Below are 25383 nucleotides of genomic sequence, written 5' to 3'. Positions count from 1 at the left end.
CGATCAGCGCTCCCCGAACGCCGCCAGTGTTCGATGCGTGGCGTCATCCGGATCGGGCGTACGGTGATACTTGGCGCCCAGATAATGATCGGTGAATGCATCGAGCCAGACATCCAGTGCACAAGCGGCCTGAGCATCACCCGCCAGGCCCAGGCACAAAGCGGCAACTTCGGCAGTGCAAAGGTGTTCGCTACGCGTCGAGCGGCGCAAACGATAGCGTGACACCACTTCGGCCTGCAGACTCAACACGGGCAGGCCATTCAGGTAAGGACTCTTGCGAAACATCTTGCGCGCTTCAGTCCAGGTCGCATCGAGCAGGATGAACAGCGGGCGCTTGCCTGAGGCCACTTCCACTTCTGAAACCACCCGCTCGGGCTCGGCATATTCGCCGGGAAATACCACGATCGGCTGGTAGCGGGGATCGGCGAGCAGCGCCAGCAGGGCTGGATCCACCCCGACCCGCTGCCAGGTGAAGGCGTAGGTATCGGCGACGATATCGGCGATCAGCCAGCCGGTATTGCTCGGTTTCAGAGGCTCGATGTCATGCATGATCAGACACATTGCACTGTTCGCCGCCACTTGCGGAAGCCAGTCGCATAGGCAATGGCTACTAGCGACACGACAACGCGGACAGCGCGACGTACGCGATCCACGCGCGACGAAAGGCTTGGCGCTACGGGCCAGGCGCGCTTCGCGCAAACGGGCTACAGCATGTGGCATGAGCGTTTCGATCTGTCTGGGCGGGGCGGCAGTTTAGCAGCCTGGCCGGAAACCATGGCAGCAGCTGAACCGTGCCGGCGGAGACCGGTCGAACGACGGCAGTCACCAGGAGATCACCATGCACCGTCTGACCCCTCTATTCACGCTCTGCCTCGCCCTACCCTTCGCTCACGCCGCCATGGCACAGGATCAGGCACTCGGCCCGTTACTTGAGAAAGTTGCGAGCGAAAGCAGCGTCGGAACACCGCGGGCAATCAACTCCGACCTCCTCGACGAAGGGTACAGCGTCGACGGCAATGAGCTGGTCAACCATTTGAGCGTCCAGCCCCGCCATGCCGCGCAGATGCGTGACAATCCCGAGCAGGTCCGCACGCAGCTGGCTGCGAGTGTTTGCAGCAATGATGGCCTACGTCAGCTGATGGATCAGGGCGCGGTGTTGCGCTTCGAGTTCAGCGAATACGAAAACAAGAAGCCGATCACAACCGAAAGGTACCGTGCTAGCGATTGCTAAAGCCCCCTAAACTGCTGAAAGCTCCTTAAAAAGGGCAGCTGCATGCTGCCCTGCCGCCTGGCAAAAAAATCGTGCTCGCTTGCTTGTTACTGCTATGTCTTTATTCGATGAACAAGGCGGTTCGCAGCACCAAGCAAGCACGCGGCTGATATCGATCTCCGCGATGGGCTACCGTTAACATCAGAAAGGCACAAAGCATCGCCCAATCTTGGTCTGTTCCAAAGATTACTGGCAAGCTTAGGCACACCGCGCGAACCCCTCGCGCAAGGCGGCCTAGAGCAACGCTGCAGGAATGCAAGGGAGACGTAGTATGCCTTTCGAACCGAGCGACGACTTATCACAACATTTCGCGACCAGTGGTGCCGAGCTGTCGAAAAGGGTTGATGACTTGGTAGCCTCGGTTGTACCGGCAGACAGCCCGAACCTCCCCCTTTACCGCGAAATGCTGATCACCGTCATGCGCATGGCGCAAGCGGATCGAAGCCGTTGGGATGCCAAGATAATGCTGCAGACCATGCGCGAAATGGAGCATGCCTTCAGCCGACTCGAACCGTTCAAACGGCGCCGCAAGGTCACGGTGTTCGGCTCGGCACGTACGCCCGTCGAGCATCCGCTGTATGCGCTGGCACGCGAACTGGGTGAAACCCTGGCGCGCTACGACCTGATGGTCATTACTGGAGCCGGCGGTGGCATCATGGCGGCTGCCCATGAGGGCGCCGGTACAGACAACAGCCTCGGGCTGAATATCACCCTACCCTTCGAGCAACGCGCCAACCCCACGGTGGACGGTACTGAGCATTTGCTGTCCTTCCACTTCTTTTTCGTGCGCAAGCTGTTCTTCATCAAGGAAGCCGATGCCTTGGTCCTGTGCCCCGGTGGTTTCGGCACGCTGGACGAAACATTGGAAATACTGACGCTGATACAGACGGGAAAAAGCCCATTGGTCCCTGTCGTTCTGCTGGACGAGCCCGGCGGCTCCTTCTGGAAGGACGCGCTGGACTTCATGCGCCGCCAACTTGAAGGCAATCGCTACATACTGCCTACCGATATGCGCCTGATGCGGCTGGTTGATAACGCCGAAGACGCCGCCGTGGAAATTGACAAGTTCTACAGCAACTTCCATTCGAGCCGCTGGTGGAAAGACCGCTTCGTCATGCGCTTGAACTACCAGCTGACCGGCGCTGCGCTGGACGCTCTGAACACCGAATTCGCAGATCTTTGCTTGAAGGGTTGCTTCGAACAGCAGCCATGTTGCGCGATGGAACTGGATGAGCCGGAGTTGCGACAGTTGCCGCGGCTGAGCTTTGTATTCAATGGCCGCGATCACGGTCGCTTACGCGAGCTGACCGACTTCATCAATGAGCGGCAGAACTGGGCAGTTTCGCATGAGTGAACGACTGAAACACGGATAGGCTTGTCTATCCACCACCCAGACCCGGACATATGCTGCGAAAAGAATCAGCCGCGCCTCAACTATCGAGCGATCCGCGCTGCAAAAGCCGGCCTATCATATCCAGAGGGTAACCGCGGTAACTGAGGAATCGGCCCTGTCGAGCGCGTTCCCGCTGATCGCTCGGCAGCTCGCCGGCGTATTTGCGCATCCAGACCTCATGTAACTGCGCGCCCCAATCGAAGCCGCTGTCACGCAACGCCTGCTCGATATCGTCACGGGCCAACCCTCGCTGGGCCAGCTCCTCACGGATACGCAAGGGGCCGTACCCCGCGTTTGCGCGCATGCGGACGAAGCTTTCCAGATAGCGTGTTTCGCTGAGCAGCCCCTCCGCGCTCAATCGATCCAGCGCCGGCTCGATGAGTTCGGGCAGCGCGCCGCGCGTGCGCAGCTTGCGGCTGAGCTCGATGCGCCCATGTTCGCGACGGGCCAGAAGATCCATGGCTGCCCGCCGCACGGCGGCGGGATTATCGAGCACAACCGGCATATAGATCAGATATCGGCTTCGGCCAGATTTTCAGCCACCGGGTTGGCCTTGGTGTTCGGTGCGACCACCAGCAATTTGTCGCGGATCTGTTGCTCGATCTCGCGGCCAATTTCCGGATTTTCTTCCAGGTATTTAGCGGCGTTGGCCTTACCCTGACCGATCTTATTGCCCTTGTAGGCATACCAGGCACCGGACTTTTCAACCAGGCCCTGCTGCACACCGAGATCAATGACCTCGCCATTGCGGTAGATGCCCTTGCCGTAGAGGATTTGGAACTCGGCCTGGCGGAACGGCGGCGCCACCTTGTTCTTGACGACCTTGACGCGCGTTTCGCTGCCAACCACCTCGTCGCCTTCCTTCACTGCACCGGTACGACGGATATCCAGGCGTACCGAGGCATAAAACTTCAGCGCGTTACCGCCAGTGGTCGTTTCCGGGCTACCGAACATCACACCGATCTTCATGCGGATCTGGTTGATGAAGATGACCAGGCAGTTAGCATTCTTGATGTTGCCCGTGATCTTGCGCAGCGCCTGAGACATCAGACGCGCCTGCAGACCTACGTGGGTATCGCCCATTTCACCTTCGATTTCTGCCTTGGGTACCAGCGCCGCCACCGAGTCGACGATGATCACGTCGACGGCATTGGAGCGCACCAACATGTCGGTGATTTCCAGCGCCTGCTCGCCGGTGTCCGGCTGAGAGACTAACAAGTCATCGACGTTGACACCGAGCTTGCCGGCGTAATCGGGATCCAATGCATGTTCGGCATCGACGAAAGCGCAGGTAGCACCCGCCTTCTGCGCCTCGGCAATCACCGACAGCGTCATGGTGGTCTTGCCTGAGGACTCGGGACCATAGATCTCGACGATACGGCCTTTCGGCAGACCGCCAATGCCCAGTGCGATATCCAGGCCCAGCGAGCCGGTAGAGATAGAAGGAATAGCCTGGCGATCGTGATCGCCCATACGCATGACCGCACCTTTACCGAACTGCTTTTCGATCTGGCCCAAGGCGGCGGCCAAGGCGCGCTTCTTGTTCTCGTCCATTACAATCCTCACTTGATCAAGAGGGCCAGAGGCCACGACAACTGTATAAGTAGACAGTATTAGAGCATAGGCAAAATAAAGCGCCTAGCCCTAAACCGATTTTTCTCCCGCCGCGAGCCGGATCAATCCGACGAGCGCGGCGTCCACGCTCTGCTCACGTATGGCCTGCCGGTCGCCGTCGAACTGGAAGCGCTTGGCAACGATCTGGTCACCTGCCGCCCAAGCCAGCCACACGGTGCCAACCGGTTTCTCCGGCGAACCACCACCTGGGCCCGCAATACCGCTAACGGCGACGCCGTAATGCGCTCCGCTGGCATGCAGCGCACCACGCACCATCGCTTCTACAACCTCCCGACTGACTGCACCGACCTGGGCGAACAAGTCGGCTGGCACGCCCAGCTGTCGTGTCTTCTGCGCATTTGAGTAAGTGACGAAACCCGCCTCGAACCAGGCCGAACTGCCAGCGATGCGAGTAATGGCTTCGGCGATGCCGCCGCCGGTACAGGACTCGGCAGTGGTGACCTGTGCACTGGCAAGCTGCAGCGCGCGACCCAGTTCGGCGGCGAGTGCTTCGGTCGGGTTCATCGCGATGTCCTCAGAGCAACGAAAAGACTACAGCCTACCTCAGCCAAAGGCGCCGTACAGCCGATCTTCTCGTCGGCCAACTGGAATCAGCACGCAGTCCAAACCTGTTCCGGATAATAAAAACAGCCCCGCCGAAGCGGGGCTGATTACCTTCAAGCGGAAGCTTTTCAGACCGTCGGAATGTCTGGATCGTCCTCGAACAGCTCGACGTCCTCGTCGGTCAGCTCGCCGTTGTCCGGATCCGACATGGGTGCGTCGTCGATGCCGGCGCCTTCCGGGTCACCGGGCAGCTGCGCAGACGAATCGGGATCATTAGGGTCGCGTTGGTCTTGCATCATCCATCTCCAACGAGGCCGCCTGTGGCCTCCTGTCATTCGAGCGGCACAGCGATAGATCGTGCAGACCGCCAGTTAGGATCAGCCCGACGTCTCCCGTCGGCATTCGCTTCCGACCGCGCGCTAGCCCAGGCTGCTGGCCGTGATAACCTTGCGTCCGCCAAGCGGATGAGCCGCGACTTCGAACCATTCGGCGCGACTGCAACCCGAACTGCCTTGGCCGCAATGCTGCCCCAACGCAAACACTCGAACAGCTCTAAACCATTGATGAATAAAGATATTCAGGATCTTTCCAAACATACCCCGATGATGCAGCAATACTGGAGGCTCAAGCGCGAGCACCCGGACCAGCTGATGTTCTACCGCATGGGGGATTTCTATGAGCTGTTCTACGAGGACGCCAAGAAGGCCGCCAAGCTGCTGGATATCACCCTCACCGCCCGAGGCCAATCGGCTGGCAATGCCATCCCCATGGCCGGCATCCCTTTCCATTCCGCCGAAGGCTATCTCAGCCGGCTGGTGAAGCTCGGCGAATCGGTGGTGATCTGTGAGCAAATCGGCGATCCGGCCACCAGCAAGGGACCGGTAGAACGCCAGGTGGTGCGCATCATCACCCCTGGCACGGTGAGCGACGAGGCGCTGCTCGATGAACATCGCGACAATCTGCTGGCCGCTGTCGTCGGCGATGAGAGGTTGTTCGGACTCTCGGTGCTGGACATCACCAGTGGTCGCTTCACGGTGCAGGAATTCGGCGGCTGGGAAACCCTGCTGGCCGAAGTGGAGCGGTTGAACCCCGCCGAACTGATGATCCCCGATGACTGGCCCGCAGGCCTGCCGTTGGAAAGACGCCGTGGCGTGCGCCGTCGCGCGCCCTGGGATTTCGACCGCGACAGCGCCTTCAAGGGCCTCTGCCAGCAGTTCGCGACCCAGGACCTGAAAGGCTTCGGCTGCGAAAAGCTGACCCTGGCCATCGGTGCCGCGGGCTGCCTGCTGACCTATGCCAAGGAAACCCAGCGTACCGCCCTGCACCATCTGCGCAGCCTGCGCCATGAGCGTCTCGACGACAGCGTGGTGCTCGACGGTGCCACCCGGCGCAATCTGGAGCTGGATATCAACCTCGGCGGTGGTCGCGACAACACCCTGCAATCGGTGGTCGATCGCTGCCAGACCGCCATGGGCAGCCGTCTTTTGAGCCGCTGGCTGAATCGTCCCTTGCGCGACCACCAGGTATTGGAAGCGCGCCAGGACTCGATCACCTGCCTGCTGGAGCACTACCGCTTCGAGCAGATCCAGCCGCAGCTCAAGGACATCGGAGACCTGGAACGCATCCTTGCCCGCATCGGCCTGCGCAACGCTCGGCCGCGCGACCTGGCAAGGCTGCGCGACGCTCTGGCCGCCCTGCCACAACTACAAGCGGGCATGCAGGAGCTGGTCGCACCACACCTGATCGAACTGGCCGCGAGCATCCGCACCTACCCGAAACTGGCCGAGCTGCTGGCCAAGGCGGTCATCGACAACCCGCCGGCAGTGATCCGCGACGGCGGCGTGCTCAAGACCGGTTACGACGCTGAATTGGACGAGCTGCAATCGCTCTCCGAAAACGCCGGCCAGTACTTGATAGACCTGGAAACCCGTGAGAAGGCACGCACGGGCTTGGCCAACCTCAAGGTCGGCTACAACCGCGTGCACGGCTATTTCATTGAACTACCGAGCAAGCAGGCCGAATCCGCGCCCGCCGATTACATCCGCCGACAGACGCTCAAGGGCGCCGAGCGCTTCATCACGCCGGAACTCAAGGAATTCGAAGACAAGGCGCTATCGGCCAAGAGCCGTGCCCTGGCCCGTGAAAAACAGCTCTACGAGGAATTGCTGGAACTGCTGATCGGCCATCTGGCGCCGCTGCAGGACTCCGCCGCCGCGCTGGCCGAACTAGATGTACTGAGCAACCTCGCCGAGCGCGCGCTGACGCTGGACCTGAATCGTCCGCGCTTCGTCGAGCAGCCCTGCCTGCGCATCGAACAGGGTCGCCATCCGGTAGTGGAACAAGTCCTGCAGACGCCCTTCGTCGCCAATGACCTGGGACTCGACGACGACACCCGCATGCTGGTGATTACCGGGCCGAACATGGGTGGTAAATCCACCTACATGCGCCAGACCGCCTTGATCGTGCTGTTGGCACAGATCGGCAGCTTCGTCCCGGCCAAGGCTTGCGAGCTGTCGCTGGTGGACCGCATCTTCACCCGTATCGGCTCTTCCGATGACCTGGCCGGCGGTCGCTCCACTTTCATGGTGGAGATGAGCGAAACCGCCAACATCCTGCATAACGCCAGCGACCGCAGCTTGGTGCTGATGGATGAAGTGGGCCGTGGCACCAGCACCTTCGACGGCCTGTCGCTGGCCTGGGCCGCCGCCGAACACCTGGCCAAGCTGCGTGCGTTCACGCTGTTCGCCACCCACTATTTCGAGCTGACCGTGCTGCCGGAAAGCGAGCCGGTGGTGGCCAACGTGCACCTGTCGGCCACCGAGCACAACGAGCGCATCGTCTTCCTGCACCATGTATTGCCCGGCCCGGCCAGCCAGAGCTACGGCCTGGCGGTGGCACAACTGGCCGGCGTGCCGGGCGAAGTGATCCAGCGCGCCCGCGACCATCTGTCGCGCCTGGAAACCACCAGCCTGCCCCACGAAATGCCGAAAATAGAGCCCGGCCAACCCGCGCCGCCGCTGCAGAACGACCTGTTCGCCAGCCTGCCGCACCCGGTCATCGAGGCGCTGGGCAAGGTCCAGCCCGATGGCCTGACCCCGCGTCAGGCGCTGGAGCTGCTATACAAGCTGAAAACGCAAATCTGACGGGCCGCAAAAAGCTGCTAGAATCGCGCGCATTTTTTGACATGAGCGGCATTTGCCTGGTGCCGCTGAGCCTGCCGAACCGGGGGCATCACTGCAACGCCACCCGAAACGCCTGAGGAGATAATAGAAATGACCTTCGTCGTCACCGACAACTGCATCAAGTGCAAGTACACCGATTGCGTAGAAGTCTGTCCGGTGGACTGTTTCTACGAAGGCCCGAACTTCCTGGTCATTCACCCGGACGAGTGCATCGATTGCGCGCTCTGCGAGCCGGAGTGTCCAGCGCAGGCGATTTTCTCCGAAGACGAGGTGCCGGAAGACCAGCAGGAGTACATTGAGCTGAACGCCGATCTGGCCGAAGTCTGGCCGAACATCACCGAGAAGAAGGACTCGCTGCCTGACGCCGAAGAATGGGACGGTGTGAAAGACAAGCTGCAGTATCTGGAGCGCTGAGTCGCTACCGATAACAAGGACAAAGGGATGCTTCTGCATCCCTTTTTTCGTTCAATCCTCGGCAGTCAACTCAACCGGAAAGCAGCGGGCTTCAGCAAGTCGGCTATATAACGTTCGGCTCTATTTCCAGCTGCACACCGAAACGCTCGCCAATATCCCTCTGAATGCGCCGAGCAAGCTCCAGAATCTGCCGCCCGGTGGCCTCACCGTAGTTGACGAGAACTAGCGCCTGCAGTTTATGCACGCCAGCATCACCTTCCCGATAACCTTTCCAGCCGGCCCGTTCGATCAGCCAACCAGCCGCAAGCTTGACCTGCCCATCCCCCTGCGCAAACGCGACGAGGTCCGGAAAGCGCTCGCGCAAGGTGTCAGCTGCCGCCTGAAACACCAAGGGGTTCTTGAAGAAGCTGCCGGCGTTGCCCAAGACTCTCGGATCGGGCAGTTTCTCGCTGCGAATCGAACAGATTGCACGGCTTACATCCGTCGGCGTCGGGGACTCGATAGCATGCTGTTGCAACCAATGCCGAAGCGGTCCGTATTCGAGCTTGAGATTCGGTGTGCGCTGCAACGCGAAGCGCACCCGCAGAATGATGTAGCGCTCGGGCTGGCGCTTGAACACGCTGTCGCGATAACCGAATTCGCACGCCTGCAGACTAAACTCAACGAGCTCCCCGGTTTCCCGATCCAATGCTGTCAGCCCCGCGAAGACATCCTTGATCTCGACGCCGTACGCTCCGACATTCTGAATGGGCGCGGCGCCGACGGTGCCTGGAATCAGACTGAGATTTTCCAGCCCGCACAGGCCGCACGCCAGACTGCGCAGCACGAAGGGATGCCAGGGTTCTCCCGCCTCCGCCTCGATCACCACCCGCTCTCCGTCATCCTCGATAATCCGAATGCCTCTGCTGGCCATACGCAGCACCAGTGCATCCACATCCCCGGTCAGCACCAAGTTGCTGCCGCCGCCGAGCACCCACGGTCGAACGCCGAGACGCCGAGCCTCTGCGAGGGCTTCGATGACCTCTTGATCGTCATGCGCCTCGGCAAAGCGCGTCGCGCGTGCCTCGACGGCGAAGGTATTGAATGGTTTAAGCGAGCGATTCTGTTCGATGAGAAGACTCACAGACGCCCCCGGATTTCGTCGAGCAGCGCCGCGGATGCTTTCTCCACCAACTCAAGCACCCGCTCGAAGCCCTCGTCGCCACCAAAATACGGATCGGGCACTACGTCCTCGCCCAGCTTGTAGCGGCGCAGGAACAGGTCGAGTTCACTGCGCGAATCAGCAGGCCGCAGCGCCTGCAATCGCTCCAAGTTGTCATGATCCATCGCCAGAATCAGATCGAAGCGCCGGAAGTCATCCCCTACCACCTGCCGCGCTCTCAGCGCACTGATATCGTAGCCTCTTCTGGCGGCAGCCTGGCAGGACCGCTGATCCGGCCCCTTACCAACATGCCAGTCACCGGTTCCAGCCGAGTCAATGCTGATCCGATCATCCAGCTGCGCGTCCTGTACGCACTTGCGAAACACGGCCTCAGCTGTGGGGGAACGGCAGATATTTCCCATGCAAACGAACAGAACCTTCACCTTCAGGCTCCTAGCAACTTACGGACGCGCTCGAGATCCTCGGCGGTGTCGACCCCTGCCGGAGGCGCCTCGACCGCATCGGCTACGTGAATACGCTGGCCGTGCCAGAGGGCACGCAGCTGCTCAAGACACTCAGTATTCTCCAGCCAGCAGGGGCCCCAAGCTACGAAGTCAGCCAGGAACCCGGCCCGGTAAGCATAGATACCGATATGTCGGCGATATGGAACGCCGGACGGCAAAGCATTCCGGTCCTGTGCAAATTCGTCCCGCGCCCAAGGCAGTGGTGCACGGCTGAACGTCAGCGCCAAGCCATTGATATCGCTGAGCACTTTGACCACGTTCGGATTGAACAGCGCCTGAGAATCACTGATCGGCTCGGCAAGGGTAGCGATTGCCGCTTCGGGATGCGCGGCCAGGTTGAATGCGACCTGATCGATCACCGAAGGGGGAATCAACGGCTCGTCGCCTTGCACATTGACCACTATCGCATCTGCCGCGAGGCCCAGCTTTTCCGCTACTTCGGCAAGGCGATCCGTCCCCGAGTTGTGCTCGACCCGGGTCAGCACGGCGTCCGCACCAAAGTTTTCGCAGGCTTTCAAAATGCGCGGATCATCGGTCGCCACCACCACCCGTTGCGCACCACTCTTGCAAGCCTGTTCCCAGACGTGGCGGATCATCGGTTTGCCTGCGATGTCTTGCAGCGGTTTGCCAGGCAAGCGGCTGGACGCGTAACGCGCCGGGATCACAACGGTATAAGCGCTACTCATTTGTCCAGACGCTCATCCACTTCGAGGGTGCGGGCTTCACTCTCCAACATCACCGGGATCCCGTCTCGCACAGGAAAGGCCATGCCGTCAGCCTTGCAGATCAGTTCGGACTTGTCGTCGGCCAGCTTCAGCGGTCCCTTGCAGAGGGGGCAGGCGAGAATATCGAGCAGTTTGGTATCCATGCGCAGTCCTTGGATCGACCGCACCAGGCAAGTCGAGCGGCTTAGGGGTGTTCCGGCAGCAGTCGGTCCAGCTGGGCATCGAACCAGGTCACAAACGCCGCCGACGGCTCGGCCTGCACCTGCAGATAGCACCAACCCGGCAACGCGAATGCCCGGCATTTGACCGCATCCTTTTCCGTCATCACCACGGGAAGCTCGGGGCAGAAACTCAACTGCTCCAGGCTATAGCGAGCGTGATCGGCGAAGGGGTGCGGAATCGGTCGCCAGTGTAGCGCCTCGAGCGTGGTGAAGAAACGCTGCGGATTGCCGATTCCGGCGACCGCATGCAGCTGCTGGCCCGGTGGGAAATGATCGAGCGGCCAGCTCTGTCCACTGACCAACTCGACCAAACGTGATGGCTGCAAGGCGAAGGCGAAACCGGAGGAACTGTCGGCCAGCGCTCCATTGAAAAGCACCGCATCGACCGACTCCAGCCGCTCCACAGGCTCACGCAATGGGCCGGCCGGCAGGCAGCGGCGGTTGCCGAGCCCGCGGGCGGCATCGATAAGTACCAGCTCAAGATCCCGCGCAAGCCGGTAGTGCTGCAACCCATCGTCGGAAAGAATCAGGTCGAGTGATTCGAGCTTAAGCAGCTCGCGAACCGCACGGGCGCGATCCGGATCGATCATCACCGGCACGCCTGTCCGTTGCGCGATCAGTAGCGGCTCGTCGCCCGCCTCAGCCGCTGTCTGCTCGGACATTACCCGCCACGGATGGGCCGGTGGCGTGGCGCCGTAACCCCGACTGACCACGCCGACCTTGAGGCCGCGCTGGCGACAATGCTCGATGAGCCAGAGAATTAGGGGCGTCTTGCCAGTTCCACCAACGGTGATATTGCCCACCACCACCACAGGTACCGGAGCCCGATAACGGTCGGTCGAGCCACTTAGAAATTTCTGTCGTTTGGCGACGACCACCCACCGATAGAGCGCCTCCAACGGGGCGAGCAAGGCCAGCGCCGGGTGCCCTTCATACCAGGCTCGCTGTAGACGTTCGGCAAAGGACATCAGGGTTCCGGCTGGGCCTCGACGGTAGTGATGCGCAGCTGTGCAAAGCCCAATTTGCCCGCCGCATCCATGGCCGTGATGACCGCCTGGTGTGGAGTCTTACCGTCGGCGCTGATCACCATCGGCAGATTGGTGTCGCCCTCCGACTCCTTGCTGAGTGCTGCCATGAGCGTGCTCAGGTCATGCTTGATCAAGGTCTTGCCATTAAGGGTGAATTTGCCTTCGACATCGATGACCACTTCCAGCCGCTTTGTCTCGGCTTGCTGTGGTGGCGTACCGCTGGCCGCTTCAGGCAGATCAACCTGGAGTTGAGTTTCACGGGTGAAGGTTGTCGTCACCACGAAGAACAGCAGCAGGATAAACACTACATCGATCAGCGGTGCCAGGCCGATATCGACGTTTTCCCGCGCCTTGCGTCGAAATTTCACGCCTTGCCCTCACCCAGATCGACGTCACGGTCACCCTGTACGACCTCGACCAGCTTGATCGCTTCCTGCTCCATACCGACCACCAGTTCTTCGACGCGGCGTAGCAGGAAACGATGGAAAAACAATGCCGGGATGCCGACCATCAGACCTGCTGCAGTGGTGATCAACGCCTTGGAAATGCCCGCTGCGAGCAACGGTGCGTTGGCCATGCCGGAGCCCATGAAGGCACTGAAAATCTCGATCATCCCAAGCACTGTACCCAGCAACCCGAGCAGTGGCGCGATCCCGGCGATGGTGCCCAGTGCATTGAGGTAACGCTCAAGGTCATGGACGACACGCGCCGCAGCCTCCTCGATGCACTCTTTCATGATCTCCCGGCCATGTTTTGAGTTGGCCAGGCCTGCTGCCAGAATCTCGCCTAGCGGCGAATCGGCGCGCAACTCCTTGAGCTTCTGATTACTGAGCTTCTTGTCCTTGATCCATTTCCACACCTGGCCGAGCAGATGCGGCGGGGTCACGCGAGCAGGCCGTAGCGTCCACAGCCTTTCGGCGACGATACCAGCGGCAGCGATGGAACAGAAAATGATTGGCAGCATTATCCAGCCGCCCGCTTTAACCAGCTCCCACACGAGATGAATCCCCCTCGAAAAAGTGGCGCCACTCTAGCATAGGGTCGATGGGCAGCCGACGGCCTCGGTTCTCATTTTTCCCGCCAGAATCGCCGTTCGGCGCGCAATCCCTGCGCGGATTCAAAACGTCCAAGAAGGATTCGTATGGCACCCTGGTCGGCGGTGTCGTAAAGCTGCGTATTGGATGCTTGCAGACGCTGCACGACGTCCGGGTGTGGATGGCCGAAAGCATTGTGAAGACTGCGCGAGACCAGCGCCCCCTCAGCACTCGCCGCCTCGATGAACGCTGCGGAAGACGAGCTGCGACTACCGTGGTGCGGCACCAGCAGCCATCGCACCTCGAGTGGCATATCGCTCGCTATCAGCGCCTGTTCCGCTGCCGCATCGATGTCCCCGGTGAGTAACAGCCGCTCGCCAGCCGCTTCAACCAACAGTACGCAAGAAGACTGGTTGCTATTTTTGCTTTCTGGCCATTGCCAAAGCGTGAAACTGACCTGATCCCACTCCCAACGATCTCCTGAACGGCACCACTCGGCGCCCAACGTAGCAGGTAGTCGCTCCGGTTCGCCGCTAAGTACCCGTGCTGCCGGTAACAATCGCTGAATTGCCTCGGCGCCTCCCGAATGATCACTATCAGCATGGCTGAGGATCAGCAGATCTAGATCGGCCAGCCCCAACGCCCTTAGCGAAGGAAACACAACACGCTCGCCGATATCGAAGTCCCCGTAACGCGGCCCCGCGTCATATAGCAAGGCATGCTCACGCGTACGCACAAGTACCGCCAGCCCCTGACCGACATCGAATACCCACACTTCCGCTTGGCCCACCGCGGGTTCGTTCGTCGGTGGGAATAGCAACGGCGCGAAGAACACCCAGCCCAGCGCCCGGAACGGCACTCCGGAAGGCGACAAGATCAACAGCATGCCCAGCGCAACTAGCAACCAACTCCACAGCGGCAAGGACGTTGACAGCCATGCCGGTTGCCAGCCAGCGAGCCATTGCAGCGCATCGAACAGAAACGCCAGCAGTCCGCCAGCCAGCCATAGCAGCAGCTCGCCGACATCCGATAGCCACAACAGCGAGGTACCTAATAATGACAAGGGTACAATCAGCGCACTGACCAGCGGCACGGCAAACAGATTGGCGATCGGACCGCTCAGGCTGACCGGCAAGCCCAACGCAAGCAATACTGGTAACAAGCCGAACGCCATACCCCATTGAGCGCGACCCAACGCCCGCCACCAGACCCAGCTGCCGAGCCGACCACGAAAAATCAGGACGAGTAATGTCACCGCCAGGAACGACAGCCAGAACCCCGGTTGCAGGCTTACCAACGGATCCAGTAGCAGGACACCATCGAGCGCGATCAACAGAGGCAGCCAGACACCGAGATGTCGAAAGCGCAAGCGCCACAGAAGCACCAGCGCGACCATCATGCAAGCGCGTTGCACCGGCACTTCGAAGCCCGCCAACCAGCCGTATCCAAGCGCACCTACCAAAGCGAAGCCACACGCCCAAGGTAGCCATGCGACCCGTAGTGGCCAGATACCCCAGCGCGCCATCAGCGCGACCAGGCCATAAAGCAGACCGGCCAGCATCCCTACATGCTGTCCCGAGATCACCATCAAATGCACGGTTCCGGTGTCTTGAAGGATCCGCCAGTCGGACGTAGACAAACCACTGTCGTCACCAACCACCAGCGCTGCGATTGCGCCCGAGCGCCCCTGCGCATCGACTGCCAACAAGCGTTGGCGCAGCCGATCGCGCCACGACTGGTTTCCTTGCGCGAGCGACACGCGCTCGCCGGCCTTGATCGTGCCGCTGGCACCGATCCGCTGCGCCAAAAGCCAGGCCTCGTAATCGAACGAGTTCGGATTGACCAGACCACGCGGTCGTTTCAGTTTGGCTGCGAGCCGCCAGCGCTCGCCAGCCTGCAATGTCGGCCCACCGTACCAGGCTAACCGCACCCGCGAAGGCAGCCCGGCATGGCGCGACGAAATATCCACCAGTTCGAACCGCACCACGCCATCACTGATGTCCGGCAGTCCGGTAACGCGTCCTTCCATCCAGAAGGTGCGCCCGTCGAGGTCTACCGGCAAGCGATCATCCAGCGCCCAATGAGCACTCAGGCAGGCCCAGCCAAACCCAAAGCAGAAAAAAGCGCCCGGCCAAACGCGCAACGGCAGCAATGCCAGGCCTGTTATGAATATGAGGGGCAGCGCCCACATTGGTGGTAACTGCGGTAGAAAGCGCAGCAGTAGGAGGCCTGCCGCCAGCGCCAGCATCGCTGCACGCATTACATCTCCCGGATTCCCTTCCAAAACAATAAACGCGACCCGAATAATCGGGTGGTCTACTACGAAGCTCGACATCCTGTCGGCCGGTGCAGTGTATACCTAATGTCACAAACTCTAGCAGTGCCGGGTCTCGTTTCAGGCATAATCGCCGTGCTTACGCCTGCCAGAGAAACGCCATGCCGCGTCGCTTTTTCAAACGCTACATGCCGCACCCGGATCGCATAAAAGAGGACAAGTCCCTGCGCTTTCTTGGCGCGCTGATTCACGATCCCAACCTGCTGCACCTCAACCGGCATTCCGTTTCCAGGGCGATGGCTATCGGCCTGTTCTGGGCCATGATCCCCATGCCCATGCAGATGCTCGTCGCCGCAGTTTGCGCAGTGCCCGCCAGAGCCAACCTGCCAATTGCCATAGGCCTGGTATGGCTGACCAATCCTCTGACCATGCCGCCGATTTTCTATTGCAACTATAAGATTGGTGCCTGGCTTATGGATACTCCGGCCTCGCCAATGCCGGTGGAATTGAGCCTCGCCTGGGTGCGCCAGATGCTCAATAGCCATTGGCAACCGCTTTATCTAGGCTCCTTCGTCGTCGCTATAGTGCTATCGGTATTGGGCTACGTTGCCACCCAGGCATATTGGCGCTGGTGGGTTGGCCGCAGCTGGCGCAAACGCCAGCAGAATCGCCGCTGACCTTTACCCATTTCCTACGGCTGGCAGGCCGTTGAATACACGAGCATGGCGAGCCAAGGCGCACCGACATTGAATTGATTACAGCCACAGACGGGCTCGACGGTTGAGCGCAACGCTCAACGGATCAATGTCTTTTACCGCCGTAGTGATTGATCGGCCCGCAACAGGGCCGGTTCGATACGGCATTGCCAACGTGCAGCACTACTCGTAGCGCAGTGCTTCGGCGGGCTGTGTCTGTGCAGCGCGCCAGGCGGGATAGAGCGTTGCAAGAAAACTCAGCACAAGTGCCGCAAGCGTCACCAAGACGACGTCTTCGAACCGCAATTCGGACGGCAACGTGCTGATGAAATACACATCGGAGCTAAAGATATGCTGTCCCGATACCTTTTCCAGCCAGGCCACTAGAGCGCTGACGTTCAACGCGCCAAGGATTCCTAGAACAGTACCTATTAGTGTACCGGTCAGGCCGATGATGCTGCCCTGCACCATGAAGATCGCCATGATCTGACGGGGCGTTGCGCCCAGGGTACGCAGAATCGCGATGTCGGCACGCTTATCGGCGACTACCATGATCAAGGTCGCGATGATATTGAACGCGGCAACCGCCACGATCAGCAGAAGCAGCAGGCCGATCATGGTTTTTTCCATCTTCATCGCACTGAACAGACTGCCCTGGGTCAGCGACCAATCCTCGCCGCGATAGTCCCCATCGAGCCTGGCAATGATCTCAGCCGTCGTTTCAGGTGCACGGTACAGATCCGCCAGCCTGACCCTCACGCCGTCGACTTGATCAGGCTGCCAACGGAGCATCCGCGCCGCATCGGCCCGATGAATCATGGCCAGACTGCCGTCCAGCTCGGCACCGACCTTAAACACTCCTACGACATTCAGGCGCTGCATGCGCGGCGTGACACCTCCGGGCGTATCGCTGAGCTCCGGCACGATCAGAGTGAGCTTGTCGCCCAGTTTCAGGCCGAATCGACGCGCGGTCATCAAACCGAGAATGACCCCGGACTCGCCCGGCTTGAGGTCGTCGAGCCTGCCAGCCATCATTTTCGAGCCGAGGATCGATACCTCCCCTTCCGTCTGCGGATCGATACCCTTGATCTCGATAGGCTGCATGGCCCCTTTGAAGGAAAGCATGCCTTCGAGCTGTGTAATCGGCGCGGCGCCGAGCACTTCAGGATGCGCCATTACCTGGTCAGCCAACGCTTGCCAATCATCCACTGGCTGTCCGTCGCCTGCGATAACGGCATGCGGGACCATTCCGAGAATGCGATTGCTCATCTCGCGCTGAAAACCGTTCATGACCGAAAGCACCATGATCATCGCCAGCACACCCAGCGAGAGGCCGATCATGGACGTCAGGGAGATGAACGAGATGAAGTGGTTACGACGCTTGGCCCGCGTGTAACGACTGCCAATGAAGATGCTGAGCGGCCTGAACATCAATCAGCCACCAGCCGACCGTCTTCCAGACGCAGTATGTGATCCATCTGCCCCGCCAGTTGCGGGTCGTGGGTCACGACAAGAAAGGCTGTGCGCAACGAGCTGCTCAGCTCCAGCATCAGGTCCTGAATACCCTGCGCAGTATGGTGATCCAGGTTGCCAGTGGGCTCGTCGAGTAGCACCAATGCCGGGCGATTGGCCAAGGCACGAGCGATCGCCACACGCTGGCGTTCGCCTCCCGACAGCTCCGAAGGCTTGTGAGCCAACCGGTGGCCAAGCCCGACCCGTTGCAACAGTTCGGTGGCCCGCGTGCGCGCTTCGGGTATCGGCACCCTGCCGATCAGCAGCGGCATGCATACATTCTCCAGCGCAGTGAACTCCGGTAACAGATGGTGGAACTGATAAACGAAGCCCAGCGCGCGGTTACGCAGCAACCCGCGATCCTTTTCGCTCAATGCCGAGAGTTCTTCGCCGGCCAGCCAGACGCTGCCTTCGCTGGGCGTGTCGAGGCCTCCGAGCAGGTTCAGTAATGTACTCTTGCCCGACCCGGAACTGCCGACGATAGCGACCCGTTCTCCCGGAAAAAGCTCCAGCTGCAATCCGGACAGCACGCTGACCGACTCCGGGCCTTCCTCGTAGCGCTTGCCCAGGTTGCGGCAACTCAGTACCGCGCGGTCGTTCGAAGACCTTTCGTTCATAACCAGCTCACTCATAACGTAACGCCTCGGCCGGTTGGGTACGGGCCGCTCGCCAAGCCGGGTACAGGGTGGCGAAAAAGCTCAGGACGAGCGCCGCGACACAGACCTGCACCACGTCGGCAGCCATCAGCCGAGACGGCAGGTAATCGATGAAATACACCTCGGCACTGAGAAACTTGTGCCCGATCAAGCGCTCCAGCGCTGCGATCCAACTGCTGACATTGAGCGCGGCGAAGATGCCGAGCAAGGCACCTACCAAGGTACCGACAACGCCGATTACCGTGCCTTGAACCATGAAGATCGCCATGATCTGACGGGGCGTCGCGCCGAGCGTACGCAGGATGGCGATGTCGCCACGCTTGTCCGTCACGACCATGACCAGCGTGGAAATGATATTGAAGGCGGCTACCGCGACGATGAGCAACAACAAGAGGCCGATCATGGCCTTTTCCATGCGTATCGCCTGATAGAGATTGCCGTGCGTGCGGGTCCAATCGCGGGAATAGAAGTCGTCGCCCAATTGGCCGGCCAGCTCCCAGGCGATACGCGGAGCCTGGAACAGATCGGCGAAACGCAGGCGCAGCCCCTGGACCTGATCCGGCTTCCAGCGATGCAATCGCGCGAGGTCAGAAATGTTGGCCATCGCCACGTAGCCATCGATCTCACCCGCGCCGACATGAAAGATACCGCTAACGGTAAAGCGCTTCATGCGAGGGAAAACACCGGCCGGAGTGACCGACACTTCCGGCGCGACGAAGGTGACCTTGTCGCCGACGCCGACGCCGAGCTTGGCCGCAGCCCTGTCGCCGATGACGATGCCGAACTCGCCTGGCTGCAAACTATCCAGCGACCCTTGGCGGAAGAACTGACCGATGATGGATACATCCGGCTCGAGTGCCGGGTCCACCGCATTGATGAGAATCTTGGTGACCTGGCCACGATTGGTCAGCAGACCCTGCATCTGGATGAACGGCGCTACCGCCTCGACTTGCGGATGCTGCTCGAGTCGCTGACCCAGCGTTTGCCAGTCGTCGATCGGCGTCGAGCTTTCGACCGTGGCGTGCGGAACCATGCCCAGCACACGGGTGCGCATCTCGTGGTCGAAACCATTCATCACCGACAGCACGACGATCATGACTAGCACACCCAGCGCGAGCCCAATCATGGAGGTGAAGGATATGAAGGAGACGAAGAGGCTGCGACGTCTGGCGCGTGTGTAACGCGCCCCGATATATACGGACAGCGGTCTGAACATAAATCGATGGGTTCGCTTTCGCTGGCGGAAATAACAAGCTGAATGACGTTGCCAGGCGGCCTGATACACTCAAACCATCACTGCAGCCCAGGGAACGACATGCCCATAGAAGATACTGAAGATCGCCGCGAATACTACCGTATCGAGGACGTGATCGCACTGGAAATCCTGCCGCTGGAACACCCAGCAACAGTCAAGGACAGCGGCGCAAACCAGCTGTTCGATCTACTTGGCGAGCTGCACCAACTCGACTTCGAAGCGCAACATCTCCTACGTCAGATAGCCGAGGGCAACCGCACACTGGCCAACTATCTGAAGGTACAAAACAAGCGCATCGACCTGATCGGCCAGGCACTGGCGCAAGACTTGGTGAAAAATCTCGCCCCAGCGCGCACGGTCGTGCTGTCGGAAGGCGGCATCAGCTTCGTAAACGATCAGCCTCTCGAAGAGGGTTCGGCCTGGATGCTCAAGCTGGTGCTGATGCCGCAGGGCCTGGGTATGTTGCTTACCGCACGCATCGCCAGCTGCCAGGCACTCGACGAGAATCGGTTTGCAATCGGTACGTCCTTCGAAGCGCTGACTGATGCACAACGGCAACTGCTCGCTCGACATATCCTTCAGAAACAGGCGACTGAACGACGCCTGGCCCGTGAGAGCCTGCAAGGAACTTGAAATGCCTCGGTTAGTGATCCCCTTCCTGACAATCGCACTCTGCATCCCGGCACATGCCGACATCATCCGTATTCCCGTTGGCCATCAGGGCTCTGCCGAGCTAGCCATGCCCATTCGGGGCGACTCCAAGAATCTGGTACTGGACCGCTTCGGTCTCGCCGATGAGGAACACCCTGCCGTGGGCCAGCCGCCCATCACGCGCTGGGATTACCGTGAATTTTCCGTCTACTTCGAGGGCAACCGGGTCATCAACAGCGTCCAGCATCATCAACGCATCACGCCGCTACAGCGAGGCATACAACCGTGACTCTGATCTACGGACATCGAGGCGCTAAGGGCGAAGCCCCGGAAAATACCCTGGTCAGTTTCCAGCAGTGCCTCGACCATGGCGTGCGTCGCTGCGAACTGGATCTGCATCTGTCCAAAGACGGCGAACTGATGGTCATCCATGACCCGACGCTCAAGCGCACCACCGGGCAGCGGGGCAAGGTCGTGGAGCACGACGCCGAAGAACTGATTCATTACGATGCACGCCAGGGTGGGCCTGGCTGGAAACAGCCCTGCCCTATTCCGCGCCTGTCGGAGCTGTTCGAGAAATGCGCGTTCGACCACTGGCAGCTGGAAGTCAAAAGCGCCTCCAGAGTCCGTGCCGCACGCTCGGTGCTGGCAATCCGTGAGCTGGCCGAACGTCACGGCCTGCTTGATCGAATCACGGTCACGTCCGGATCGCGGGAAGTGTTGCGGGCGCTGAAGCGACTGACGCCGGAAATTTCTTGCGGTCTGGTGGCCGAATACGCCTGGCTCGACCCGCTGAAAGTGGCCAAGCAATACGACTGCGATCTGCTGGCACTGAAATGGACGCTATGCACGCCCGAGCGGATCGCGAAAGCTCGCCAGCAAGGCCTGCACGTATCGGTCTGGACGGTGAACGAACCGGCGCTGATGCGCCGGCTCGCCGATTTTGGTGTGGACAGCCTGATTACCGACTTTCCCGGTTTGGCGGCTGAAACACTGGCCAAGCGATAAGCTGGAAGCTGGAAGCTGGAAGCTGGAAGCTGGTGCAGAAAAACCGTCAAGCGCTCTTCCTGCTTTTACTTCCACCTTCCAGCTGCTTCTACCTGATCAAAAACTCTCCCGATTTGGCCAGCGCCAATTTCGGGTAACCTCTCCGACCGGCTCAGGCCACCGGTCGGAGCCGCTCAAAAAAGCCGGTTTAGTCCGTCGAATGCAGCGACGCGATAGGCTTCGGCCATGGTCGGGTAGTTGAACGTGGTGTTGATGAAGTACTTGATCGTATTCGCCTCACCCGGCTGATTCATGATCGCCTGGCCGATGTGGACGATTTCCGAAGCCTGATAGCCAAAGCAATGCACGCCAAGCACCGCCAGCGTCTCGCGATGGAAGAGTATTTTCAGCATACCGACCGGTTCGGCTGAGATCTGCGCCCGCGCCATTCCTTTGAAGAACGCTTTGCCCACTTCGTAGGGGACCTTCGCCTCGGTGAGTTCACGCTCGTTCTTACCGATCGAACTGATCTCCGGAATGGTGTAGATGCCGGTCGGCACGTCATCAACGAAGCGCCAGCTGTCGTTCTCGACGATGCTGCCAGCGGCCGAACGCCCCTGGTCATACGCAGCACTGGCCAGCGAGGGCCAGCCGATCACGTCTCCAGCCGCGTAGATGTTGCCCACGTCGGTACGGTAATGCTCGTCTACTTTTATCTGCCCGCGGCTGTTGACCTTCAGACCGATGTTTTCCAACGCAAGCTTGTCGGTGTTACCGGTCCGCCCATTGCACCAAAGGAAGGCATCTGCCTTGATCTTCTTACCTGACTTGAGGTGCAGGATGACACCGTTGTCGACACCCTCAACGCGCTCGTATTCCTCGTTATGGCGGATCAGCACGTTGTTGTTGCGCAGGTGATAGCTGAGCGCATCGGAGATTTCATCGTCGAGGAAGCTCAGCAACTGATCGCGATTGTCGATCAGGTCGACCAGCACACCCAGTCCACTGAAAATCGACGCATACTCGGATCCGATCACCCCGGCGCCATAAATAATCAGCCGGCGCGGTGTATGGCTCAGGGTCAGAATGGTGTCGCTGTCGTAGACGCGCGGGTGCGAGAAGTCGACGTCGGAGGGACGATAAGGGCGCGAACCGGTGGCGATGATGAACTGGCCGGCCACCAGCTTTTCCACCATGCCGTTGGCACTGACGACTTCCACCGTTTGCTCATCAGCGAAACTCGCGGTGCCGAAGAAGATGTCGATGCGGTTACGTGCGTAATAGCCGGTGCGCGAAGTCACCTGCTTGGCGATTACGCTCTCAGCACTCTTTAGTACATCGGGGAACGAAAACCAGCGCGGCTCGCCAATCTGGCGAAACAACGGATTGGTGTTGTATTGCATGATCTGCCGCACCGAATGGCGCAGCGCTTTGGAAGGGATGGTACCCAGATGGGTAGAGTTGCCACCGACGTGCGGTCTGCTATCGATTACGGCTACCTTGCGCCCCGCTTTGACCGCGTTCATCGCCGCGCCTTCGCCGGCTGGCCCCGAGCCCAATACCACTACATCGTAATTGTAGACAGCCATATTCCCCCCTGAACACGCAGCAGGAACCCTGCTGCTTTAACGAATTGGTCGACCAGCAAGATCGCTTGCGCATCGGTGCCTTGAGTCATGCGCCGAGAATCCGTGCGGCATCGACGCGAAACTCAGCACCTTGGAGTCCGATGGCTGAAGCCGGCAGTCCGATCAACGCCCACTGTCAGCGTCTGGTCGCGTCGTATGCGAGATCCGCTTCTGCACCCTGGCTCGTCTCCTTGTTGACCTCCTCGCATTTCTCGCGGCTTCCGCCGCAGATCGAGCACTCCTTCTCAATGCCAAGGTTGGCGATACCGCCACAGGAACCAGCAATGGGCTTGCGCCCCATGATCACACCGATGGACATGCCGAACACGACCAACAACATGACGAGAAAAACAATTAACCAAGTCATTGCTCTACTCCCGCACCGAACAGTTCATCGAACGCCTCGGTGCTTCTGCTTACGAATTTACGCCCTTCGCGAATGACGAAGAGCGCTGCGATTTTACGCTCTGCCGCATACGCTAACCCCCGGTCGGGACCCAACACCATGAGCACAGTAGACAAGCCATCGGCACGCAATGTCGAGGGATCGACAACCGTTACAGCTGCCAGGTGATGATCGATAGGGACACCGGTCTGCGGATCGAGCGTGTGGGAATAACGTTTGCCGTCACGCTCGAAATAGTTGCGATAGTCGCCGGAGGTGGAAACGGCATAGCCATCCAGCTCGATGATCCGTTGAGCGACGCGCTCATCATCATGCGGCGCTTCGATAGCGATGCGCCAAGGCGCACCGTCCGGCTTACGGCCTCGAGCCTTGAGCTCACCAGTGATTTCTACCAGATAGCTGCTAACGCCAGATGCCTCGAGCGTTCCCGCCACCTGATCCACCGCGTAGCCTGCGGCGATGCTGTTGAAATCGACCTGCACGGCCCTGATCTTGCAAAGTTGCTCGCCTTCGACCCGCAGATGCTGCTGGCCGACATCCTGTCGAACCCTGGCGATCTCTTCCGCCGACGGAACCCGCTCGCCTCGTCCCTGAGGACCAAAGCCCCAGAGGTTGAGCAGCGGCTCGATGGTGAGATCTAGAGCACCGTCGCTTTCCTCCGAAAGCCGCTGTCCTGCCATGACCAACTCGCGCACGCCGCTCGGCATGGCCATGCATTCACCGGCAGGCAAGGCATTGAAAACTTCGATATCCGAATCAGAGCGATAGGTCGACAGTTGCTTGTCGATCTCCGCCAGTATCGACTCGGTGTCACGCTGTAGCTGTGCCTTGTTGGCGGCCTGGTCGCCCGCCACGTACTTCACCGAATAGGTGCTGCCCATGGTCGGGCCGCCGAAGCTTTCCACTTTGTCCTGAAAAAGACAGCCCGTCAGGGCTGCCGCCAAGGCGGCAACGATGACGGGCTGCAATAACGCGTGGGTCATGCTAGCCGCCGAAGTCGTCGAGCAGGATATTCTCCGGTTCCACGCCCATGTCGGTAAGCATCTTAATGACCGAGGCATTCATCATCGGTGGGCCGCACATGTAGAACTCGCAATCTTCCGGCGCCGGATGATCCTTCAGATAGTTCTCAAACAGCACGTTGTGAATGAAGCCGGTCGGGCCTTCCCAGTTATCTTCAGGCTGAGGATCGGATAGAGCCAAGTGCCACTCGAAGTTTTCATTCTCGGCCTGCAGCTGATCGTACTCTTCGACGTAGAACGCTTCGCGCATGGAGCGTGCGCCATACCAGAAGGTCATCTTGCGCTTGGACTTCAAACGCTTGAGCTGATCGAAGATGTGCGAACGCATCGGTGCCATACCGGCGCCGCCGCCGATGAAGACCATTTCGGCATCGGTATCCTTGGCGAAAAACTCACCGAAGGGCCCGTAAACGGTGACCTTGTCACCCGGTTTGAGATTGAATACCCACGACGACATCTGCCCCGGTGGCAAGTGATCCTTACCCGGAGGCGGCGAAGCGATGCGGATATTGAATTTCACAAGGCCGACTTCTTCGGGATAGTTGGCCATGGAATAGGCGCGAATCACTGTTTCCTCAACCTTGGAAACGTATTTCCACTGGTTGAACTTGTCCCAGTCGCCGCGATACTCCTCTTGAATATCGAAATCCTTGTAGGCCACCGTGTGCGGTGGGCACTCCAGCTGCACGTAACCGCCGGCACGGAAGTCAACGTTCTCGCCTTCGGGCAGCTTAAGGGTCAACTCCTTGATGAAGGTGGCCACGTTGGGGTTGGACTCCACCGTGCATTCCCACTTCTTCACGCCGAAGACTTCTTCCGGCACCTCGATCTTCATGTCTGCCTTGACCGGAGTCTGGCAGGACAGACGCCAGCCCTCCCCTGCCTCGCGACGAGTGAAGTGCGACTCTTCGGTGGGCAGCATCTCGCCACCACCGCTCTCGACGATGCACTTGCACTGCGCGCAGGTGCCGCCACCACCACAGGCGGACGAGAGGAAGATGTTATTCGACGCGAGAGTCTGCAACAGCTTGCCGCCGGCGGGCACGGTAATAGTGCGTTCGCCGTTGATCTCGATGTTGATATCGCCGCTAGAAACCAGCTTGGCGCGCGCCGCCAGGATGATCACCACCAGCGCAAGCACGATGGCGGTGAACATACCGATGGCGAGGAAAATTTCGTAACTCAT

Annotated in this window: 28 protein-coding genes; 8 read left to right on the top strand and 20 right to left on the bottom strand. The window is 60.0% G+C overall.

The features are described 5' to 3' along the window. Positions 1 to 3: 3 nt before the first annotated feature. Positions 4 to 720, bottom strand: a complete 717-nt coding sequence (locus V6943_RS09380) for a tRNA-uridine aminocarboxypropyltransferase (protein ID WP_340553315.1) — start codon at positions 718 to 720, stop codon at positions 4 to 6. 118 nt (positions 721 to 838) lie between these two features. Between V6943_RS09380 and V6943_RS09375 the strand changes: the two genes are divergently transcribed. Then, positions 839 to 1231, top strand: coding sequence for a PA3611 family quorum-sensing-regulated virulence factor (locus V6943_RS09375; RefSeq protein ID WP_340553314.1), 393 nt, complete (start codon positions 839 to 841; stop codon positions 1229 to 1231). A gap of 310 nt (positions 1232 to 1541) precedes the next feature. Next, complete coding sequence (locus tag V6943_RS09370; RefSeq protein ID WP_340553313.1) at positions 1542 to 2624, top strand: LOG family protein; 1083 nt, start codon at positions 1542 to 1544, stop codon at positions 2622 to 2624. 76 nt (positions 2625 to 2700) lie between these two features. On the opposite strand, the gene recX is transcribed toward V6943_RS09370, so the two are convergent. From recX to V6943_RS09350, 4 genes are all read right to left on the bottom strand, one after another. Continuing rightward, the gene (gene recX, locus V6943_RS09365) at positions 2701 to 3168 is read right to left on the bottom strand and encodes a recombination regulator RecX (RefSeq protein ID WP_340553312.1); all 468 of its coding nucleotides are present in this window, start codon (positions 3166 to 3168) and stop codon (positions 2701 to 2703) included. Positions 3169 to 3173: 5 nt separating this feature from the next. Continuing rightward, positions 3174 to 4217, bottom strand: a complete 1044-nt coding sequence (gene recA / locus V6943_RS09360) for a recombinase RecA (RefSeq protein ID WP_340553311.1) — start codon at positions 4215 to 4217, stop codon at positions 3174 to 3176. 90 nt (positions 4218 to 4307) lie between these two features. Then, positions 4308 to 4802, bottom strand: coding sequence for a CinA family protein (locus V6943_RS09355; protein WP_340553310.1), 495 nt, complete (start codon positions 4800 to 4802; stop codon positions 4308 to 4310). 167 nt (positions 4803 to 4969) lie between these two features. Then, positions 4970 to 5137, bottom strand: coding sequence for a hypothetical protein (locus V6943_RS09350; protein WP_165914191.1), 168 nt, complete (start codon positions 5135 to 5137; stop codon positions 4970 to 4972). A gap of 279 nt (positions 5138 to 5416) precedes the next feature. Here V6943_RS09350 and mutS point away from each other — a divergent pair, with 279 nt between their 5' ends. Beyond that, complete coding sequence (gene mutS, locus V6943_RS09345) at positions 5417 to 7984, top strand: DNA mismatch repair protein MutS (protein ID WP_340553689.1); 2568 nt, start codon at positions 5417 to 5419, stop codon at positions 7982 to 7984. Positions 7985 to 8113: 129 nt separating this feature from the next. Then, entirely contained in the window at positions 8114 to 8437 is a 324-nt protein-coding gene (gene fdxA, locus V6943_RS09340; RefSeq protein WP_014851990.1) for a ferredoxin FdxA, read from the top strand. A gap of 103 nt (positions 8438 to 8540) precedes the next feature. Here fdxA and murB read toward each other — a convergent pair whose 3' ends face one another. The 8 genes from murB to V6943_RS09300 form a co-directional block, all read right to left on the bottom strand. Next, a complete protein-coding gene (gene murB, locus V6943_RS09335) occupies positions 8541 to 9560 on the bottom strand; it encodes a UDP-N-acetylmuramate dehydrogenase (protein ID WP_340553309.1) in 1020 nt (339 codons plus the stop codon). Further along, complete coding sequence (locus V6943_RS09330; RefSeq protein ID WP_181102720.1) at positions 9557 to 10021, bottom strand: low molecular weight protein-tyrosine-phosphatase; 465 nt, start codon at positions 10019 to 10021, stop codon at positions 9557 to 9559. The genes murB and V6943_RS09330 overlap by 4 nt, the downstream gene beginning before the upstream one ends. A 2-nt stretch (positions 10022 to 10023) precedes the next feature. Next, positions 10024 to 10788, bottom strand: a complete 765-nt coding sequence (gene kdsB / locus V6943_RS09325) for a 3-deoxy-manno-octulosonate cytidylyltransferase (RefSeq protein ID WP_131648209.1) — start codon at positions 10786 to 10788, stop codon at positions 10024 to 10026. Next, complete coding sequence (locus V6943_RS09320) at positions 10785 to 10970, bottom strand: Trm112 family protein (RefSeq protein WP_131648208.1); 186 nt, start codon at positions 10968 to 10970, stop codon at positions 10785 to 10787. The genes kdsB and V6943_RS09320 overlap by 4 nt, the downstream gene beginning before the upstream one ends. Before the next feature lie 41 nt (positions 10971 to 11011). Beyond that, positions 11012 to 12016, bottom strand: a complete 1005-nt coding sequence (lpxK, locus tag V6943_RS09315; RefSeq protein ID WP_340553308.1) for a tetraacyldisaccharide 4'-kinase — start codon at positions 12014 to 12016, stop codon at positions 11012 to 11014. Further along, positions 12016 to 12444, bottom strand: coding sequence for an ExbD/TolR family protein (locus V6943_RS09310; RefSeq protein ID WP_256047891.1), 429 nt, complete (start codon positions 12442 to 12444; stop codon positions 12016 to 12018). Before V6943_RS09310 ends, lpxK begins: the two co-directional genes overlap by 1 nt. After that, positions 12441 to 13073 (bottom strand): MotA/TolQ/ExbB proton channel family protein, encoded by a 633-nt coding sequence (locus V6943_RS09305; protein ID WP_131648205.1) that lies wholly within the window; start codon positions 13071 to 13073, stop codon positions 12441 to 12443. Before V6943_RS09305 ends, V6943_RS09310 begins: the two co-directional genes overlap by 4 nt. Before the next feature lie 71 nt (positions 13074 to 13144). Then, entirely contained in the window at positions 13145 to 15370 is a 2226-nt protein-coding gene (locus V6943_RS09300) for a DNA internalization-related competence protein ComEC/Rec2 (RefSeq protein ID WP_340553307.1), read from the bottom strand. A gap of 176 nt (positions 15371 to 15546) precedes the next feature. Here V6943_RS09300 and V6943_RS09295 point away from each other — a divergent pair, with 176 nt between their 5' ends. Next, entirely contained in the window at positions 15547 to 16062 is a 516-nt protein-coding gene (locus tag V6943_RS09295; RefSeq protein WP_131648204.1) for a DUF2062 domain-containing protein, read from the top strand. Between the two features lie 201 nt (positions 16063 to 16263). Here V6943_RS09295 and V6943_RS09290 read toward each other — a convergent pair whose 3' ends face one another. The 3 genes from V6943_RS09290 to V6943_RS09280 are packed head-to-tail and all read right to left on the bottom strand — an operon-like array spanning position 16264 to position 19464. Further along, positions 16264 to 17511, bottom strand: a complete 1248-nt coding sequence (locus tag V6943_RS09290; protein WP_340553306.1) for a lipoprotein-releasing ABC transporter permease subunit — start codon at positions 17509 to 17511, stop codon at positions 16264 to 16266. Further along, on the bottom strand, positions 17511 to 18209 hold the full coding sequence (gene lolD, locus V6943_RS09285; protein ID WP_131648948.1) for a lipoprotein-releasing ABC transporter ATP-binding protein LolD: 699 nt from the start codon (positions 18207 to 18209) through the stop codon (positions 17511 to 17513). The genes V6943_RS09290 and lolD overlap by 1 nt, the downstream gene beginning before the upstream one ends. A gap of 7 nt (positions 18210 to 18216) precedes the next feature. Then, a complete protein-coding gene (locus tag V6943_RS09280; protein ID WP_340553305.1) occupies positions 18217 to 19464 on the bottom strand; it encodes a lipoprotein-releasing ABC transporter permease subunit in 1248 nt (415 codons plus the stop codon). Positions 19465 to 19563: 99 nt separating this feature from the next. On the opposite strand from V6943_RS09280, the gene V6943_RS09275 reads away from it, so the two are divergent. Genes V6943_RS09275 through V6943_RS09265 form a run of 3 tightly spaced genes read left to right on the top strand, consistent with a single transcriptional unit; the run spans position 19564 to position 21162 of the window. Continuing rightward, on the top strand, positions 19564 to 20136 hold the full coding sequence (locus V6943_RS09275; protein ID WP_340553304.1) for a PilZ domain-containing protein: 573 nt from the start codon (positions 19564 to 19566) through the stop codon (positions 20134 to 20136). A 1-nt stretch (position 20137) separates the two neighbouring features. Further along, complete coding sequence (locus V6943_RS09270; RefSeq protein ID WP_131648200.1) at positions 20138 to 20443, top strand: phosphodiesterase; 306 nt, start codon at positions 20138 to 20140, stop codon at positions 20441 to 20443. Then, positions 20440 to 21162, top strand: a complete 723-nt coding sequence (locus V6943_RS09265; protein ID WP_340553303.1) for a glycerophosphodiester phosphodiesterase — start codon at positions 20440 to 20442, stop codon at positions 21160 to 21162. Before V6943_RS09270 ends, V6943_RS09265 begins: the two co-directional genes overlap by 4 nt. A gap of 173 nt (positions 21163 to 21335) precedes the next feature. Here V6943_RS09265 and sthA read toward each other — a convergent pair whose 3' ends face one another. The 4 genes from sthA to nqrF form a co-directional block, all read right to left on the bottom strand. After that, on the bottom strand, positions 21336 to 22730 hold the full coding sequence (sthA, locus tag V6943_RS09260; protein ID WP_131648198.1) for a Si-specific NAD(P)(+) transhydrogenase: 1395 nt from the start codon (positions 22728 to 22730) through the stop codon (positions 21336 to 21338). A gap of 175 nt (positions 22731 to 22905) precedes the next feature. Next, entirely contained in the window at positions 22906 to 23136 is a 231-nt protein-coding gene (nqrM, locus tag V6943_RS09255; RefSeq protein ID WP_131648197.1) for a (Na+)-NQR maturation NqrM, read from the bottom strand. Continuing rightward, a complete protein-coding gene (locus tag V6943_RS09250) occupies positions 23133 to 24158 on the bottom strand; it encodes an FAD:protein FMN transferase (protein WP_340553302.1) in 1026 nt (341 codons plus the stop codon). The genes nqrM and V6943_RS09250 overlap by 4 nt, the downstream gene beginning before the upstream one ends. A gap of 1 nt (position 24159) precedes the next feature. Then, positions 24160 to 25383 carry an NADH:ubiquinone reductase (Na(+)-transporting) subunit F gene (nqrF, locus tag V6943_RS09245; protein ID WP_131648195.1) on the bottom strand — a complete coding sequence of 408 codons (1224 nt, stop codon included), beginning with the start codon at positions 25381 to 25383 and terminating at the stop codon, positions 24160 to 24162.

The organism is Pseudomonas sp. CBC3, from assembly GCF_037967085.1.
In the GTDB taxonomy this organism is placed as follows: Bacteria; Pseudomonadota; Gammaproteobacteria; order Pseudomonadales; family Pseudomonadaceae; genus Stutzerimonas.
The sequence above is the reverse complement of the archived record's forward strand: the minus strand, read 5'-3'. Positions and strand labels throughout refer to the sequence as shown.